The organism is Streptomyces sp. NPDC001851 (genome assembly GCF_040297165.1).
Lineage (GTDB): Bacteria > Actinomycetota > Actinomycetes > Streptomycetales > Streptomycetaceae > Streptomyces.
On sequence record NZ_JBEOYR010000008.1, the window covers coordinates 91029 to 107357 of the forward strand.

Annotated in this window: 15 protein-coding genes and 1 pseudogene; 10 read left to right on the plus strand and 6 right to left on the minus strand. The window is 73.6% G+C overall.

Features of this window, described 5'->3' with window-relative positions; genetic code table 11:
* Positions 1–5 precede the first annotated feature (5 nt).
* A complete protein-coding gene (locus tag ABT171_RS13655; protein WP_351243117.1) occupies positions 6–1019 on the minus strand; it encodes a lysylphosphatidylglycerol synthase transmembrane domain-containing protein in 1014 nt (337 codons plus the stop codon).
* A gap of 250 nt (positions 1020–1269) precedes the next feature.
* On the opposite strand from ABT171_RS13655, the gene ABT171_RS13660 reads away from it, so the two are divergent.
* Complete coding sequence (locus ABT171_RS13660) at positions 1270–1914, plus strand: DedA family protein (RefSeq protein WP_351243119.1); 645 nt, start codon at positions 1270–1272, stop codon at positions 1912–1914.
* 22 nt (positions 1915–1936) lie between these two features.
* Here the strand turns inward: ABT171_RS13660 and ABT171_RS13665 are convergent, their stop codons facing one another.
* Positions 1937–2464: a gamma carbonic anhydrase family protein gene (locus ABT171_RS13665; protein WP_351243121.1), complete on the minus strand. Its 528-nt coding sequence runs from the start codon at positions 2462–2464 to the stop codon at positions 1937–1939.
* A 109-nt stretch (positions 2465–2573) separates the two neighbouring features.
* Here ABT171_RS13665 and ABT171_RS13670 point away from each other — a divergent pair, with 109 nt between their 5' ends.
* From ABT171_RS13670 to ABT171_RS41885, 3 genes and pseudogenes are all read left to right on the plus strand, one after another.
* Entirely contained in the window at positions 2574–3338 is a 765-nt protein-coding gene (locus ABT171_RS13670) for an acyltransferase (RefSeq protein WP_351243123.1), read from the plus strand.
* 163 nt (positions 3339–3501) lie between these two features.
* Positions 3502–4074, plus strand: a complete 573-nt coding sequence (locus tag ABT171_RS13675; RefSeq protein ID WP_351243124.1) for a cupin domain-containing protein — start codon at positions 3502–3504, stop codon at positions 4072–4074.
* Positions 4075–4116: 42 nt separating this feature from the next.
* Positions 4117–4676: pseudogene (locus ABT171_RS41885) on the plus strand (YbaK/EbsC family protein).
* Between the two features lie 53 nt (positions 4677–4729).
* Here the strand turns inward: ABT171_RS41885 and ABT171_RS13695 are convergent.
* Positions 4730–5830 (minus strand): cation diffusion facilitator family transporter, encoded by a 1101-nt coding sequence (locus ABT171_RS13695; RefSeq protein ID WP_503075148.1) that lies wholly within the window; start codon positions 5828–5830, stop codon positions 4730–4732.
* Between the two features lie 58 nt (positions 5831–5888).
* On the opposite strand from ABT171_RS13695, the gene ABT171_RS13700 reads away from it, so the two are divergent.
* Positions 5889–6251, plus strand: a complete 363-nt coding sequence (locus ABT171_RS13700) for an ArsR/SmtB family transcription factor (RefSeq protein WP_351243126.1) — start codon at positions 5889–5891, stop codon at positions 6249–6251.
* On the opposite strand, the gene ABT171_RS13705 is transcribed toward ABT171_RS13700, so the two are convergent.
* The 3 genes from ABT171_RS13705 to ABT171_RS13715 form a co-directional block, all read right to left on the minus strand.
* On the minus strand, positions 6245–7468 hold the full coding sequence (locus tag ABT171_RS13705) for a 4-hydroxybenzoate 3-monooxygenase (RefSeq protein WP_351243128.1): 1224 nt from the start codon (positions 7466–7468) through the stop codon (positions 6245–6247). The genes ABT171_RS13700 and ABT171_RS13705 overlap by 7 nt on opposite strands.
* A gap of 63 nt (positions 7469–7531) precedes the next feature.
* Positions 7532–9169, minus strand: a complete 1638-nt coding sequence (locus ABT171_RS13710; protein WP_351243130.1) for an APC family permease — start codon at positions 9167–9169, stop codon at positions 7532–7534.
* Between the two features lie 216 nt (positions 9170–9385).
* Positions 9386–9793: a CoA-binding protein gene (locus ABT171_RS13715; RefSeq protein ID WP_351243132.1), complete on the minus strand. Its 408-nt coding sequence runs from the start codon at positions 9791–9793 to the stop codon at positions 9386–9388.
* A gap of 142 nt (positions 9794–9935) precedes the next feature.
* Between ABT171_RS13715 and ABT171_RS13720 the strand changes: the two genes are divergently transcribed.
* From ABT171_RS13720 to ABT171_RS13740, 5 genes are all read left to right on the plus strand, one after another.
* Positions 9936–10745, plus strand: a complete 810-nt coding sequence (locus ABT171_RS13720; RefSeq protein WP_351243134.1) for a hypothetical protein — start codon at positions 9936–9938, stop codon at positions 10743–10745.
* The gene (locus tag ABT171_RS13725) at positions 10742–11284 is read left to right on the plus strand and encodes a SixA phosphatase family protein (protein WP_351243136.1); all 543 of its coding nucleotides are present in this window, start codon (positions 10742–10744) and stop codon (positions 11282–11284) included. The genes ABT171_RS13720 and ABT171_RS13725 overlap by 4 nt, the downstream gene beginning before the upstream one ends.
* Before the next feature lie 58 nt (positions 11285–11342).
* The gene (locus ABT171_RS13730; RefSeq protein WP_351243138.1) at positions 11343–11969 is read left to right on the plus strand and encodes a YigZ family protein; all 627 of its coding nucleotides are present in this window, start codon (positions 11343–11345) and stop codon (positions 11967–11969) included.
* 106 nt (positions 11970–12075) lie between these two features.
* Complete coding sequence (locus ABT171_RS13735) at positions 12076–13239, plus strand: exonuclease SbcCD subunit D (RefSeq protein ID WP_351243140.1); 1164 nt, start codon at positions 12076–12078, stop codon at positions 13237–13239.
* Positions 13236–16226, plus strand: a complete 2991-nt coding sequence (locus ABT171_RS13740) for an AAA family ATPase (RefSeq protein ID WP_351243142.1) — start codon at positions 13236–13238, stop codon at positions 16224–16226. The genes ABT171_RS13735 and ABT171_RS13740 overlap by 4 nt, the downstream gene beginning before the upstream one ends.
* Positions 16227–16329 lie beyond the last annotated feature (103 nt).

Here is a 16329-nt window from a genome sequence, read left to right on the forward strand (position 1 = left end):
CGACGTCAGAGCACCTTCGCCCGGATCAGCGCCGACAGCGTCAGGCTGCCCGGCACCAGCGGCACCCAGTCGGTCAGCACCCGACAGCCGATGACCGTCGCGGTGGCCGGCGCCGGTGCGGAGCCGAAGGCGACCAGCGTCCACACCAGCACGGCGTCGACGGCGAGCCCGCCCGGCGCCGGAACGGCCCCCACGGCCGTGCCCGCCGCGAGGTGGGCGAGCACCACCTGGGCCCAGGACAGCCCCAGCCCGAGCGCGGCACCGACACAGGCGAGGGCGGTCCCCTGCACCAGCGGCATCGCGACCGCCCCGCCCCACAGCGCGATCACCCGGGACGGCCGGGTGTGCACCTCCCGCGCATCGGCGAGGGCGGAGCGCAGCAGCCCGGACACCGGCCGGCGCAGCGGCCGTACGACCGTCAGCAGCACCCCGGCCACCGCGACGGCCCCGCCCGCGACGGCGGCGACCGGGACCAGCAGCCGCCCGTCCGGTACCGGCTCACCGAGGCGCCGCCACGCCGGTGACGCCGCCAGGAACACCAGCAGCACCACCGACTTCGCGCCGGACCTGGCCAGCGAGTACAGCCCGATCGACGCGGTGGCCCGGCCGGCCGGCACCCCGCGGCCCCACAGGAAGCGCAGGGTGACGGCATGGGCGCCGAGCCCGCCCGGCAGCACATGGTTGGCGGCACCGGCGGCGAACTGCGAGGCGAGCAGCAGACCCGGCGGCAGCCGGTCGGGCAGCGCGCCCTGTCGCACACATGCGGCCGCCACACAGTTCAGGCAGGTGAGACCGGCACCGGCCAGCAGCCACCACGGGTCGGCCGCGACGAGCCGCCGGACGCCCTCGTGCAGCACCGGCCGGTCGGCGACGGCCCAGCCGGCGGCCGGCAGCAGGGCGGCCAGGCACAGCACCAGCCGGACACGCCGGGCCGCCGGGAGGGCCGGGGGCCGGCCGGGGGCCTGCGGAGCGGTACCCGGCGGAGCGGAGAGCGAGGGGGACTCGGACACTGAGGACACGGGGACGTCGTCCTTCCGCAACGGGCCCACGACGGGGACCTGGGGCAGGCGGGTCGGGCGCAACCGCGGGGAGCCTTCCCCTCCCGTGTGACACCGGGATGTCCGGAAACCGAAGGAGCGAGGGCGGTGCGGTGCCGCCGGGCAGTGCGCGCGAGCCGCCGTTCGCCGCCGACCAGGTAGCCTTCCCTTGGGACGCCCTTTACATGCGGCGCCCCGGAAGACAGGGACGGCGACAGGGGAGGAACCGGCGGTGCACGTCCAGGAATGGCTCGACACGGTGCCCGCGGCCGCCGTCTACGCCGTGGTGGCCCTGGTGATCGGTCTGGAGAGCCTGGGCATCCCGCTGCCGGGCGAGATCGTGCTGGTCTCGGCGGCGCTCATGTCCTCCCAGCACTCCGGCATCAACCCGGTCGTCCTCGGCGCCTGCGCGACCGCCGGCGCCGTGATCGGCGACTCCATCGGCTACGCGATCGGCCGCAAGGGCGGCCGCCCGCTGCTCGCCTGGCTCGGCAGGAAGTTCCCGAGGCACTTCGGCGAGGGCCATGTGGCCACCGCCGAGCGGTCCTTCGAGAAATGGGGCATGTGGGCCGTCTTCTTCGGCCGCTTCATCGCCCTCCTGCGCATCTTCGCGGGCCCGCTCGCCGGCGTCCTGCACATGCCGTACTGGAAGTTCCTGATCGCCAACGTCCTCGGCGGCATCTGCTGGGCAGGCGGCACCACGGCCGTCATCTACTACGTGGGCGTCGTCGCCGAGGACTGGCTGAAGAAGTTCTCGTACGTGGGGCTCGCGGCGGCGGTCCTGATCGGCCTGGCCTCCATGCTGCTCATCAAGCGCAAGGCGAAGAAGGCCCAGACGGCGGAAGTGGAAGCAGAACCGGTGAACGCCGGGGAGTGAGGCACCCGCACCCGCGGCGCACCTACTCCTGCACCCCGCGATGCGCCGCCGCCAACTCCGCGTACATCGTGCCGTTGAGGGTGACCCCCTGCCGCTCTTCCTCCGACAGCGGCCGCTTCACCTTCGCCGGCACGCCCGCCACCAGGGACCCCGGCGGCACCACCATCCCCTGCGGCACCAAAGCCTGAGCCGCGACCAGCGACCCCGCCCCGATCACGGCTCCGTTCAGCACGGTGGCCCCCATCCCGATCAGGCAGTCGTCCTCGACCGTCGCCCCGTGCACCACCGCGTTGTGCCCGATGGACACCCGCTCGCCCACGCGCACGGGAAACCCGGGATCCGCGTGCAACGTGACGTTGTCCTGCACGTTCGCCTGCGCCCCCACGGTGATCCTCTCGACATCCCCGCGCACCACCGCGCCGTACCAGACACTGGCCCCCGCGCGCAGTGTGACATCGCCGATGACAGAGGCCGTGGGCGCCACGAACGCCTCCGGATCGATCTGCGGGTCCTTGCCCCCGATGCCCACGATCAGCGCCCGCTGCGTCATCACCGTCTCCTCGTGTCCGTAAGTACCCCGCACGCTACGACACGGCATGGGGCAAAGATCACAGCAGCCCACCCTCTCGCCGGTGACAACCGGTGAGTAACGTGACCCCGTGCCGAAGCGCAAGAACACGTTCTCATCCTGGCGACGCCGCGCGGCGCAGCGCGTGGTGCACGCGGCCTGGGCCTGGGCGCAGCGCACGGGCTCCGTCACCGCCGACCGCCCCGGCCGCCTGCGCTTCGGCTCGATCGGCGAAGCGACCCGGCTCGCCTTTCCGCTCGGCACCGTCTTCGGCGAACCGTGGATCCACCTCGGTTCGCACTGCATCATCGCCGAACAGGTCACGCTGACCGCCGGCCTGATGCCGGACCTGGACCTCGGTCCGGACCCGATCCTGCGCATCGGCGACGGGGTGGTCCTCGGCCGCGGCAGCCATGTCATCGCGGACACGACGGTCACCATCGGCAGCGACTGCTACTTCGGCCCGTACGTCTACGTCACCTCCACCAACCACTCCTACGACGACCCGCACGAGCCCATCGGCAGGCAGTGGCCGCGCATGGAGCCCGTCGAGATCGGCCCCGGCTGCTGGATCGGCACCGGCGCGGTCATCCTGCCGGGCGCGCGGATCGGCCGGAACGTGGTCGTCGCGGCCGGTGCCGTGGTCCGCGGCACGGTGCCCGATCACGCCGTGGTCGCCGGGGCACCGGCCCGCGTCGTCCGGCGCTGGACACCCGAGCAGGGCTGGCAGCCGCCGCTCAGAACCCCGCCGCCGGTGCCGATCCCGGACGGGATGACACCGGGGCAGCTGCGCGCACTGGCGGAACTGGACGAGGACGGGGTGGCCCGGCTCGCGCGACTGGAGACCGAGGGCTGACCCACCCGCCGCCCAGCGCCAGGCCCCCGGAACGAAGCGTGCTGTCGCGGTCGGCCTCGCAGTACAGTTCGATGGATGATCGGGTACAGCCCGCCGTAGTGCAGTCCGCTGAACCTTGTCATCGAACAGACTGCACCCCGGACTCTTCCTCGATGGACGTGATGTGTCGGACCTCGACCTGCTGACCCAGTCCCTGGCGCGCAACGTCAAGCGCTGGCGCACCGAGCGCGGCTTCACCCTGGACGCGCTCGCCGCCCGCGCGGGAGTCAGCCGCGGCATGCTCATCCAGATCGAGCAGGCCCGGACGAACCCCAGCATCGGCACCGTCGTGAAGATCGGCGACGCGCTCGGCATCAGCGTCACCACCCTCCTCGACTACGAACAGGGCCCCACCGTCCGCGTCGTCCCCGCCGACCAGGCCGTACGGCTGTGGCACACCGACGCCGGCAGCTACAGCCGCCTCCTCGCGGGCACGGAGGCACCCGGCCCCCTGGAGATGTGGGACTGGCGGCTGATGCCCGGCGAGCAGAGCCCCTCCGAGCCGCACCCGGCGGGCACGGCGGAGCTCGTCCATGTCACCGCGGGTGAACTGACCCTGACCGTGGACGGCGTCAAGCACCTCGTGCCGGCCGGCGCGAGCGCCGCGTTCGAGGCGAGCACCTCGCACACGTACGGCAACGAGGGCGACGTCCCGATGGAGATGGTGATGGCCGTCTCGGTGCCGCCCGTGCGCTGAACCGCGCCGCAGCGGGCTGCCGGCCCGCCGTAGGGTGCGGCCATGCGCGCGCCCATCGGAGACTTCGACACGGCCACCCCCGCCCCGGACTGCCTTCAGGAGCTGACCGCCCCGGTCGCCGACGCCGTACGCCGCTGGCGGGGCGCGCTCCCCGCCGACCACATCCTCTACGTCGACACCGACCCGCGGTGGGCGGACACCTCCGTCTTCGTCGAGCACTACGGCCATGCCGGTCTCGCCGGTGGCCGTCTCCATCGAGGCGAACGAGGCCTTGCGCGCCCCGAGTCGGCGGCGGACGACGCCGTTGACGTCGACCCGGGTGGTGGAGAGCACCACGCACGCGGCGAGGGTCGTCCCGCCGCCCCGCTTCCCGACGACGACCACGCAGTTCGCCGACTGCTCCAGCAGGTCGCGTCGAGTACGGCGGCATCACGCCGGTCGGCCTGCCCGCCGGCTGGCCGGTCCTGCTGGACCCGGCCGTCGTCGACCTGCCCTGCGTGCTCGTCGGCAGCGGACGCCGGCGCGGCAAACTGCTGGTCCCCGGCAAGGCCCTCGCGGAACTGCCGGGCGCCGTGGTGCTGGAGGGCCTCGGGGTCGCCTGAGGCCGGCGAACGCCCGCACCGGCACCCCGCGCGCGGTCTCCTGGATCCGCCCCTCACCCCGTCAGATGGTGCGCCAGGGCGAGATGGGGGTCCGTCTCGCCCGGCGCGGGTGCCGGGTCGGCGTGGACCAGGGCGGCCGTCAGCCTCGGTACGGCGTGCAGCAGGGCGTGCTCGGCCTCGACGGCGATCGCGTGCGCCTGCCGTAGCGTCGCCTCGCCGTCCACCACCACCGTGAGTTCGGCCCGCAGCCGGTGCCCGATCCAGCGCAGCCGCAGCTCACCCACCTCCCGCACGCCCGGCACCGCCCGCACCGCCCGCTCGGCCCGGTCCACCAGCGCCGGGTCGACGGCGTCCAGCATCCGCCGGAACACTTCCCGCGCCGCGTCCCGCAGCACCAGCGCGATCGCGGCCGTGATCGCCAGCCCCACGACGGGGTCGGCCAGGTGCATACCGAGAGCCGACCCGCCGGCGCCCAGCAGCACCGCCAGCGAAGTGAAACCGTCGGTACGGGCGTGCAGCCCGTCGGCGACGAGCGCGGCCGAGCCGATCTCCCTGCCCACCCGGATCCGGTACCGGGCCACCCATTCGTTGCCCACGAACCCGGCCAGCGCCGCCGCCGCCACCGCCGGCAGGTGCGCCACCGGGCGCGGATCGAGCAGCCGGCCCACGGCGGCCCACGCGGCGAAGGCCGCCGAGGCGGCGATGGTCAGCACGATCACCAGTCCCGCGAGATCCTCCGCGCGCCCGTAGCCGTAGGTGAACCGCCGGGTCGCCGCCCGCCGCCCCAGCACGAAGGCGATGCCGAGCGGTACCGCGGTCAGGGCGTCGGCGGCGTTGTGCACGCTGTCCCCGAGCAGCGCCACCGACCCGGAGACGGCCACCACGGCGGCCTGCGTCAGTGCGGTGACCCCGAGGACGGCCAGCGACACCCACAGCGCCCGCATCCCACGCGCCGAGGCCTCCATGGCCGGGTCCAGCTTGTCGGCGGTGTCGTGGGAGTGCGGGGTGAGGAGGTGCGCGAGCCGGTGCCGGAGGCCGGGAGTGCGGGCGGCGCGGCCCTCGTGGCGGTGGTCGTGGCTGTGGCTGTGGGCGTGCACGTGCCGGCCATGGCCGTGTCCGTCGTGGCCGTGGTGATGGCGGTGCCGGTCGTTCACATGGGTCCCCTTCCGCGCGGGAGTGGACGCGTGGCGCCCACGGGACCATTATGTGCGTATGAGCGCACGCATGCACCTGTCACCTGCGCACCATGCGCACCCGCGCAGCCCGGGCGAGGAGCACTTCGCGCGCGCCGCCGAGCTGATGGCCCTGCTCGGCGACCGCACCCGCCTCACCCTGCTGTACGCCCTGTCGGCGGGCGAGGCCGACGTCACGACGCTCACCGAGGCGTGCGGTGCGGCCCGTCCCGCCGTCAGCCAGCACCTGGCCCGGCTGCGGTTCGCGGGCCTGGTGAGGACCCGCAAGGAGGGCCGCCGGGTGATCTACTCACTCCCGCACGGGCACCTGCGCCGACTGGTGGAGGAGGCCCTGAAGACGGCGGACCACCACCTCGCCGAAGGGCGCACCGGACGTCAGTAGGCGGCTGCCGTGCCGAGGTACTGCTCGGCGAAGGCCGCCGCCGCGGCCGGCGAGGTGAACAGCCGGCGCAGCCGGGCCAGAGTGGTGCCGGCGCGGAACGGGTCGCCCGACGCGAGACCGTGGTAGATGTCCGACAGCCACTGTGAGAACTCCTGGTAGTCCCACACCCTGCGCAGGCAGGCCGCCGAGTAGCCCGCGAGGCCGCTGTCGTCGCCCCTCGTGACGTACGCCGCGAGCGCGTCGCCGAGCAGGAAGGCGTCGTGCAGGGCCAGGTTCATCCCCTTCGCGGCGATGGGCGCGACCAGGTGACCGGCGTCCCCGGCCAGGAACAGCCGTCCATGGCGGAGCGGTTCCACGACGTAGTGGTGCATGTCCAGTACGCGCTTCTCGACCAGCCGGCCCTCGCTGAGCGGGGGCGCTCCGGCCGCGCCGAGCCGCTCGTGCAGTGCGGTCCACACCCGGTCGTGCGACCAGTTCCCGGGATCGTCGCCCGGCGGGCACTGCAGGTAGAACCGGGTCAGCTCGGGGCTGCGGGGCATCTGCCCGGCGAAACCGCGCGGGTGGACGCCGAACAGGACGCAGTCCGTCGACGGCGGCACCTCCGCGAGCAGCGCCAGCCAGCCGATGCCGTCGTCCTGCCGGGCGATCCGCCTGCGCCGCGCGGGTATCGCGTCCCGCGTCACCCCGCGCGCCCCGTCGCAGCCCGCGACGAAGTCGCAGCGCAGCAGCCGCCGTTCACCGGTCTCAGGACACCGGTACGACACCGCGGGCCGGTCCGAGTCCAGGTCGTGCAGCCGTACGTCGCGCACCCCGAAGCGGATGTCGCCGCCGCGCACGTCGGCGTACTCCCGCACCAGGTCCGTCACCAGCAACGGCTGCGGATAGACGTAATGGTGCGTGCCGGTCAGGTCGGCGTAGGGGAAGCGGTACCGCTCGCCGCCGAAGCGGAACTCGCAGGCGCCGTGCGGCTCGGCCCGCTCGGGCAGCCGCGCGGCCAGTCCGCGCCGCCCGAGTTCGCGCACGGCCCACTCTTCGAGGACACCGGCCCGCGGCCGTGTCTCGATGAACTGCCTGGTCTCGGTCTCCAGGACGACGCAGTCGACGGCGGCGGCCCGCAGGATGCCGCCGATCGTGAGTCCGGCGGGCCCGGCGCCCACGACGACGACCGTACGGCGTTCCCCGGGCGCGGAGTCGAGGTGGGGGGAAGGGGAGATCATCCCCGCATTATGACGGTGTCCCGTCAGCGGCTCTGCTGACGGGACACCGGGAGGGGAGTGGGCTCAGTGCGCCGGGGTGTCGACGACGACGACCTCGTCGATGCTGCGCTCGATCGCCTCGGGTGCGGAGGCGGTCGCCTTGGCCCAGTAGTAGATGCCGAGCGAGAACACCGTCACGACCAGGATGTCCCACCACAGCGGCAGGTCACCGCTGCCGCCGAAGGTGCTCAGGTAGGAGATCACGCCGATGCCCAGCAGGTAGGGGACCAGCCACTGCGCGGCCTTGAAGTCCAGCCGGGGAGCGTCGGGCAGGCTCTTGCGGATCGCGTACGCGGCGTAGGAGCCGAGCAGCACATAGCCGAGCAGGATCGCGAAGCCCAGCCGCCACAGGGTGTCCCAGCCGGACCAGAAGATGATCAGGTTGGCGACCACGAACGACAGCGGGGAGATGACGTTGCCGAAGGGCAGCTTGTACGGACGGTCGTGGTTCGGCAGCCGGTCCTTGAAGACGCCGTAGGCCAGCGGGGCGCCCGCGTACATCAGCACGCTCGCCGAGGTGATGAAGCTGACCAGCGTCTGCCAGCTCGGGAACGGCAGGAAGCAGACGACGCCGGTCACGAACGAGACGGCGAGGCCGAACCACGGCACACCGCGCGAGTCGGTCTTGGCGAAGATCTTCGGCGCGTAGCCGTTCTTGGCCAGGCCGTAGGAGATGCGGGAGGTGGCGGTGGTGTAGATCAGGCCGGTGCCTCCGGGGGAGATGATCGCGTCGGCGTACAGCACCCAGGCCAGCCAGCCCAGGCCGACCAGCGTGGCGAGGCCCGCCCAGGGGCCGCTGATGCCGGCGTAGGCCAGGTTCGCCCAGCCCTTCGCGAAGCTGGCGTGCGGCAGCGCGCCGATGAACACGACCTGGAGCAGCAGGTAGATCACGGAGCCGATCGCCACCGAACCGAGCGTCGCGCGCGGCAGGTCACGCTTCGGGTTGCGGCTCTCGCCGGCCAGCTGGATCGCCTGCTCGAAGCCCAGCAGCGCGAAGATGATGCCGCTGGAGCTGATCGCGGTGAGGACACCCTTGGCGCCGAACGGGGCGAAGCCCTCGGAGGTGAAGTTGGCCGGGTGGAAGTTGCCGATGGCGATGACGAAGATCGCCGCGAGCGGGACCGCGATCTTCCACCAGGTGGCGGCGCTGTTGGTGTGGGCCAGGATGCGGACGCCGAGGAAGTTGACCGCGACGAACACCGCCATCAGGACCACCGCGACGACGATGCCGCTGGTCGAGAGCGTGCCGTTGGCGTGCTGCAGCCCGTCGGCGAAGTGCCAGTGCTTGGCATAGCCGATCATGGCCTCGACCTCGATCGGGGCCACCGTCGCGGCCTGCAGCCAGGAGAACCAGCCGAACGACATGCCGGCCAGGCCGCCGAAGGCGTAGTGCGGGTAGCGCGCGGTGCCGCCCGCCACCGGGAACATGCCGCCGAGTTCGGCGTGCACGAGAGCGAGCAGCACGATGGCCACCGCGCCGATCACCCACGAGATGATCGCGGCGGGACCCGCCGCCACCACTGCTTTCTCGGCACCGAAGAGCCAACCGGAGCCGATGATGGAGCCCACCGAGGCCCACATCAGACCGATGAGTCCGACGTCGCGGCGCAGACCACCGGTGTCGCTTGTGGCTACCGGTGCAGCCTGGTCGACATTCGCCATGTTCAAGTGGCCTCTCAGATCGTAAACGCAGGTTTAAGGAGCAAGGAGGCCACAGGCTAAGGACGCTTTCCGAGTGAGCAAAAGAGTGTTAACCAAAACTTGACCCTGGATCTTATCTGTCTTGAGTACACGCTCGGTCACAGCCTTGTCACAGCTCAGATGCCCACTATGAATGTCAATATTCAGCAGAGGATTGTGAGTAGAAGGAGAGATTCGCTACTGCAGAAGGGGGATTTCGATCGCCGGGCAGCGGTCCATCACCATGTCCAGACCGGCCGCCCGGGTCCGTTCGTACGCGCTCTGGTCCACGACGCCGAGCTGGAACCACACCGCCCGCGCGCCCTTCGCCACGGCCTGGTCGGCCACCGCGCCGGCCAGTTCGCTGTTCACGAAGACGTCGACCACGTCCACGTCGAAGGGGATGTCCGCGAGGGATGCGTACCCCTGTTCGCCGTGCACCGTCTCGGCCTTGGGGTGCACGGGCACGATCCGCTTGCCGAACCGCTGGAGCACCTGCGCCACCCCGTACGCGGCCCGGCTCCGGTTGGTGGACAGGCCGACCACCGCCCAGGTGTCGCCCAGCTGGGTCAGAATCCTGCGGATCGTCGCTTCGTCGCCGTACACGGCCGCCTCCATGGGTTGCTGCGGGTAATGTTCGCCTGGGCAACGGCGCCCGGCGGGTCCGGATTCCCCCTCATGCCGCCACCATGTCCGGAATCGGCGCAAGGTGCCTGCGCGCGACCGCCCGCACGCCTACGCTCGCCCCGTGCTGCGCTTCCTCGACGCCCGAACCGGTGAGCCCGTCCCCGCCGCGCCCGCCCGCCGCGGCCTGACCCGCATCGAAGCCCATGCCTCCGGCCTCGACCCGACCGCCCTCCGGGTGCTGCTCACCGCCGACCTCCTGGTCCGCGGCCTGGAACTGTCCGGCACCCCCGTCTGGACGATCCTCACCGCCCCCCACCGCCACGCCGAACTCCGCGCAGCCGCCACCACCCTCTCCATCCGCCCCTTCGAGGACGGCCGCGACCTGGCGTCGGGACTGGGGGAGGCCCAGGCGATCCATGTGACGTCCGACCCCGGGAACGTCCCCACCGCGGGTCCGGTGATGCGGGTGGCCCCCGTGGAGTGGACGACGGACCCGGCCGGCGCTCCGGCACCGGGACCGGCGCCGGCCGGGGCCGGTGGGGCAGGTGCCGCCGAGCCCGCCGTGCACCCCGCGCTCCCGGTGCTGCTCACCGATCCCGCCGCCCTGCGGCTCGCGCTGCTCTCCGTGCCGCGCGGTGACACCGTCCGGCTGGACCCCGTGGTGCTGGGCGAGGCTGCCGGGCGGTTGGCGCGGTGGCGGCGGGCCGTGGCGGGGTGGGCGCGGCAGCCGTCGCGGCCGGTGCCGGACGGGGTGCGGGGGCGGCTGCGCTCCGCGTGGGAGGACGACCTCGACCTGCCCGGCGTGCTGGACGTGCTGCGGTCCGTGGCGGCCGACCCGGACATCTCCGACGGCGCGCGGTTCGAGACGTACGTCTATGCCGACCGCCTGCTCGCCCTCGACCTCGCCCGCGACCTCGGGAGTCTCGCGTGATCGCGCGGGCGGGCGCCGGACCGCTGCGCCGGCTGGTGGTACTGCGGCACGCCAAGTCCGACTGGCCCGAGGGCGTCGAGGACCACCGCAGGCCGCTCGCGCCGCGCGGCCTGCGTGACGCCCCGGCCGCCGGACGCGCCCTCGCCGACGCCGACTGCCTGCCCGACCTCGCCCTGTGCTCCACGGCCGTACGCGCCCGGCGCACCTGGGAGCTGGCCTCCGCCGAGTGGGGCACCCCGCCGCCGGTGCGCTACGACCGGCGGCTGTACGCGGCGGACGTACCGGACCTGCTGGAGGTGGTCCGCGAGGCGCCGCCCGAGGTGGAGACGCTGCTGGTGGTGGGGCACAACCCGGGGCTGGAGGAGCTGGTGCTGGAGCTGGCCGGGGACGGTCTGGACGACACCCTGGACCGGGTGCGGACCAAGTTCCCGACCTGCGCGATCGCCGTCCTCGACTGGCGCGGCACCGGCTGGACCGCCCTCGCCCCGGGCACCGCCCTCCTGACGTCGTTCACGGTGCCGCGCGGCCGGAAGGAGTAGCGGCACAGCCAGGCACCTCCCGTCCCGGCGCAACCAGCGGAGCGCATACGCTGACGGGATGCAGGACGAGTACCGCACAGTCGCCCGCGCGGGCGTGCACGAGACCGAGATCAACCGCTCCCGCTTCCTGTGCGCCCTCGCCCCGGCCGCCACCGAGCAGGAGGCGCAGGACTTCATCGCCTCCGTGCGCAAGGAACACGCCGACGCCACCCACAACTGCTGGGCGTACGTCATCGGCGCCGACGCCTCCGTGCAGAAGGCCAGCGACGACGGCGAACCGGGCGGCACCGCCGGCGTCCCCATGCTCCAGATGCTGCTGCGCCGTGAGATGCGCTACGTCGTCGCGGTCGTCACCCGCTACTACGGCGGCGTCAAGCTCGGCGCCGGCGGACTCATCCGCGCCTACGGCGGCGCCGTGGGCGAGGCCCTCGACACGCTCGGCACACTCACCCGGCGCCGCTTCCGGCTGGCCACGGTGACCGTCGACCACCAGCGCGCGGGCAAGGTGCAGAACGATCTGCGCGCCACCGGACGCGGGGTGCGGGACGTCCGTTACGGCGAGGCCGTGACCATCGAGATCGGGCTGCCGGACGCCGACGTGGACGCCTTCCGCGGATGGCTCGCCGATGTGACGGCGGGCACAGCGGGGCTCGAACTGGGCGGAGAAGCCTACGGAGATGCCTGATGAAATGCGTAAATCAGGCATAACTCATCAAAGCTGGCCGGATGTCACGGGCGGATACGGGAGTAACCGCCCGTGATGTCAGACCCGGCCGTTAACCTCGGGGATCATGAGACTCCTGCACACGTCCGACTGGCATCTCGGCCGGGCCTTCCACCGGGTGAACATGCTCGGGGCCCAGGCCGAGTTCATCGGTCACCTCGTCACCACCGTGCGTGAGCGCGAGGTGGACGCGGTGGTCGTGTCGGGCGATGTGTACGACCGCGCGGTGCCCCCGCTCGCCGCGGTCGAGCTGTTCGACGACGCCCTGCACCGCCTCGCGGACCTCGGCGTGCCCACGGTGATGATCTCCGGCAACCACGACTCGGCCCGCCGCCTCGGCGTCGGCGCCGGACTCATCGACCGCGCCGGCATCCACCTGCGCACCGAGCCGTCCGCCGCCGGCACCCCGGTCGTGCTGGGCGACACCCACGGGGACGTCGCGTTCTACGGCCTGCCGTACCTCGAACCGGCCCTGGTGAAGGACGAGTTCGGAGTGGAGAAGGCCGGCCACGAGGCCGTACTGGCCGCCGCCATGGACCGCGTCCGCGCCGACCTCGCCGCCCGCGCGCCCGGCACCCGCTCCGTCGTCCTCGCCCACGCCTTCGTCACCGGCGGCCAGGCCAGCGACAGCGAGCGGGACATCACCGTCGGCGGCGTCGCCGCCGTACCGGCCGGGGTGTTCGACGGCGTCGACTACGTGGCACTCGGCCATCTGCACGGCTGCCAGACCATCACCGAGCGCGTGCGCTACTCCGGCTCGCCGCTCGCCTACTCCTTCTCGGAGGCCGGCCACCGCAAGAGCATGTGGCTCGTCGACCTGGCCGCCGACGGCGCCGTCACCGCCGAGCGCCTCGACTGCCCGGTGCCGCGCCCGCTGGCCCGCCTCCGCGGCACCCTGGAGGACCTGCTCGCCGACCCGGAGCTGGCCCGACACGAGGGCGCCTGGGTCGAGGCCACCCTCACCGACGCCATCCGGCCCGCCGATCCCATGGCCCGCCTCACCGAGCGCTTCCCGCACACCCTCAGCCTGGTCTTCGCCCCCGAGCGCGCCCCGGGCGGCCCCGAGGTGTCGTACGCCCGGCGTCTCGCCGGCCGCAGCGACCAGCAGATCGCCCAGGACTTCGTCGCCCATGTACGGGGCGCCGGACCCGACGAGCGGGAGGCCGCCGTGCTCCGGGAGGCGTTCGACGCCGTGCGCGCCGACGCCGCCGTACGGGAGGTCGCCCGGTGAGGCTGCACCGGCTCGACATCACCGCCTTCGGGCCCTTCGGCGGCTCCCAGAGCGTCGACTTCGACGCCCTGTCCGCCGCCGGGCTGTTCCTGCTGCACGGCCCCACCGGCGCCGGCAAGACCACCGTCCTGGACGCCGTCTGCTACGCCCTGTACGGCTCCGTCCCCGGCGCCCGGCAGAGCGGCCAGGGCATGCACCTGCGCAGCGACCACGCCGAGCCGCGCACCCGCACCGAGGTCCGCCTCGACCTCACCGTCGCCGGCCGCCGCCTGGAGATCACCCGTCAGCCGCCGTGGGAGCGGCCCAAACTGCGCGGCAAGGGCACGACCGTCGACAAGGCCCAGACCTGGCTGCGCGAGTACGACGCCGCGGCCGGCGCCTGGCAGGACCGCAGCCGCTCCCACCAGGAGATCGGCGAGGAGATCACCCAGCTGCTCGGCATGAGCCGCGAGCAGTTCTGCCAGGTCGTGCTGTTGCCCCAGGGTGACTTCGCCCGCTTCCTGCGCGCCGACGCCGAGGCCCGCGGCCGGCTGCTGGGCCGCCTCTTCGACACCCAGCGGTTCGCCGACGTCGAGAAGCGCCTGGCCGAACGCCGCCGCGCCACCGAGGCACGCGTGCGGGAGGGCGACGCGGCGCTGCTCGCCGACGCCCACCGCATGCAGCAGGAGGCCGGCGACGCCATGGAGCTGCCCGAGCTGGCTCCGGGCGATCCGGGCCTGGCCGACGCCGTGCTCGCCGCCGCCGCCGTCGCCCGCGCCACCGCACGCGAACGCCTCACCATCGCCCACTGCCGGTTCGCCGCCGCCGAGTCCGCCCACGCCGAGGCCCGGCGCGCCCTGGACGACGTACGCGAACTCGCCCGCCTGCAGAGCCGGTTCGCCGAGGCCCGGCAGCGCGCCGAGCGGCTCCAGGAGCGGGCCGGCGCCCACCGCGAGGACCGGCAGCGCATGGAACGGGCCCGCAAGGCGGAGGCGGTCGCGCCCGCGCTGCAACTGCGCGAGGCCGCCGAGCAGGAGCACCACAGGGCGGTCCGGACCGAGGCACGCGCGCGGGGCCTGCTCCCCGACTCCTGCGCCGACGCGGGCGCCGGCACCCTCGCCTCCGCCGCCCGCCGGGCCGCCGAGGAACTGGGCGGCCTGGACGCGGCCCGGCGCGCCGAGCAGCGGCTCACCGAGCTGGCCGAGGAGCGGTCCGGGCTCGACCGCCAGGAGCGCGCCGACGAGGACGTGCTCCGCGAGGCCGAGGCCTGGCTCGCCGAGTGGGACACCGTCCGCGCGACGCTCCAGTCCCGCGTCGACTCCGCGCAGGAGGCCGCCACCCGCGCCGAACAGCTCGCCGTCCAGCGGGAACCGATGCGCAGGCGCCTCGACGCGGCCCGCACCCGGGACCGGCTGACCGCCGACCTGGACCAGGCCGAGCAGGCCTCGCGCGCCTCCGAGCAGCGCGCCCTCGACGCCCGCGCCCACTGGCTCGACCTCAAGGAACAGCGCCTGAACGGCATCGCCGCCGAGCTGGCCGCCCACCTCACCGCCGGCGAGCCCTGCGCCGTCTGCGGAGCCGTCGAACACCCCGCACCGGCCCGCAAGGTCGCGGGCCACGTCGACCGCGAGACCGAGGACCTGGCCCACCAGGCCTGGCAGCAGGCCGACGCCCGGCACACCGCGGACGAACGGCGCCTCGGCGTCGTCCGCGAGGCCCTGGCCGCCGCCACCGCCGAGGCGGGCGACCAGCCCACCGCACAACTCGAAGCGTCAGCCGCCGAGTTGGAGCAGGAGTACGCCCGCGCCCGGCGCGACGCCTCGGCGCTGCACGCCGCCCACGAGGAGCTGCGGCGCGCCGAGCACGAGCGCGAGCAGCGCCTCGCCGACCGCCAGCAGGCCGCCGTACGGGCCGCCTCCCGGCTCACCCGGCGCGAGACCCTGGAGCGCGAACAGGTCCAGCTGGAGGAGGAGTTGGTGACGGCGCGCGGCGGCTCGGGCAGCGTGGCCGCGCGCGCCGCACAGCTGGAGCGGCAGGTGGCGCTGCTCACCGACGCCGCCGACGCCGTACGCACCGCCGAGGACACCGCCCGGCGCCTGAAGGACGCCGACGCCCGCCTCGCCGACGCCGCCTACCGCGCCGGTTTCGACACCCCGCAGGCCGCGGCCGACGCCCTCCTGGACCCCGCCGCCCACCGCGAACTGCAGCACCGCCTGGACACCTGGCAGACGGAGGAGGCCGCCGTGCGCGTGGCACTGGCGGAGCCCGACACCGCGGCCGCCGCCCAGCGCCCGCCCGCCGACCCGGCCACGGCCGAGCGCGCGGCGTCCACGGCCGAACACCGGCTGCGCGAGGCGGCGTCCGCCCGGGACGCGGCGGCCCGCTGCTGCGCCGAGCTCGACCGCCTCACCGCGCGCGCCACCGAGGCGGTACGCGGACTCGCCCCGCTCCGCGAGGAGTACGACCGGGTGGCCCGCCTCGCCGCCCTCACCGCGGGCACCTCCGCCGACAACGAACGCAGGATGCGCCTGGAGTCGTATGTGCTGGCCGCCCGCCTGGAGCAGGTCGCCGCCGCCGCGACCGCCCGGCTGCAGCGCATGTCGTCGGGCCGCTACACCCTCGTCCACTCCGACGACCGCACCGGCCGCGGCCGCAGCGGACTCGGGCTGCACGTGGTCGATGCCTGGACCGGCCGCGAACGCGACACCGCCACCCTGTCCGGCGGCGAGACCTTCTTCGCCTCCCTCGCCCTCGCCCTCGGCCTCGCGGACGTCGTCACCGACGAGGCCGGCGGCGTCCGCCTCGACACGTTGTTCATCGACGAGGGCTTCGGCAGCCTCGACGACCAGACCCTGGACGAGGTCCTGGACGTCCTCGACTCACTCCGGGAGCGGGACCGCAGCGTCGGTATCGTCAGCCACGTCCCTGACCTGCGGCGGCGCATCCATGCCCAGCTGGAGGTGGTGAAGGGGAGAGGGGGGTCCGCGCTGCGGCAACGGGGGGTCTGAGCGGGTCATGAACCCCAGCCGTCATGCGAGTCGGGCCTGCGGGCATGTCCGCAGCCGCAGGTAGCGATTGCTGGAGGATTCGATTGAATACCGCTTTGAGTTC

Excerpts from the sequence above, each read along its gene's own strand:
- ABT171_RS13665 (WP_351243121.1), bottom strand. The coding sequence starts at position 2,464 with ATGACGCAGCGGGCGCTGATCGTGGGCATCGGGGGCAAGGACCCGCAG.
- ABT171_RS13700 (WP_351243126.1), top strand. The coding sequence starts at position 5,889 with ATGAGCGCACGCATGCACCTGTCACCTGCGCACCATGCGCACCCGCGC.
- ABT171_RS13705 (WP_351243128.1), bottom strand. The coding sequence starts at position 7,468 with ATGATCTCCCCTTCCCCCCACCTCGACTCCGCGCCCGGGGAACGCCGT.
- ABT171_RS13710 (WP_351243130.1), bottom strand. The coding sequence starts at position 9,169 with ATGGCGAATGTCGACCAGGCTGCACCGGTAGCCACAAGCGACACCGGT.
- ABT171_RS13730 (WP_351243138.1), top strand. The coding sequence starts at position 11,343 with ATGCAGGACGAGTACCGCACAGTCGCCCGCGCGGGCGTGCACGAGACC.
- ABT171_RS13735 (WP_351243140.1), top strand. The coding sequence starts at position 12,076 with ATGAGACTCCTGCACACGTCCGACTGGCATCTCGGCCGGGCCTTCCAC.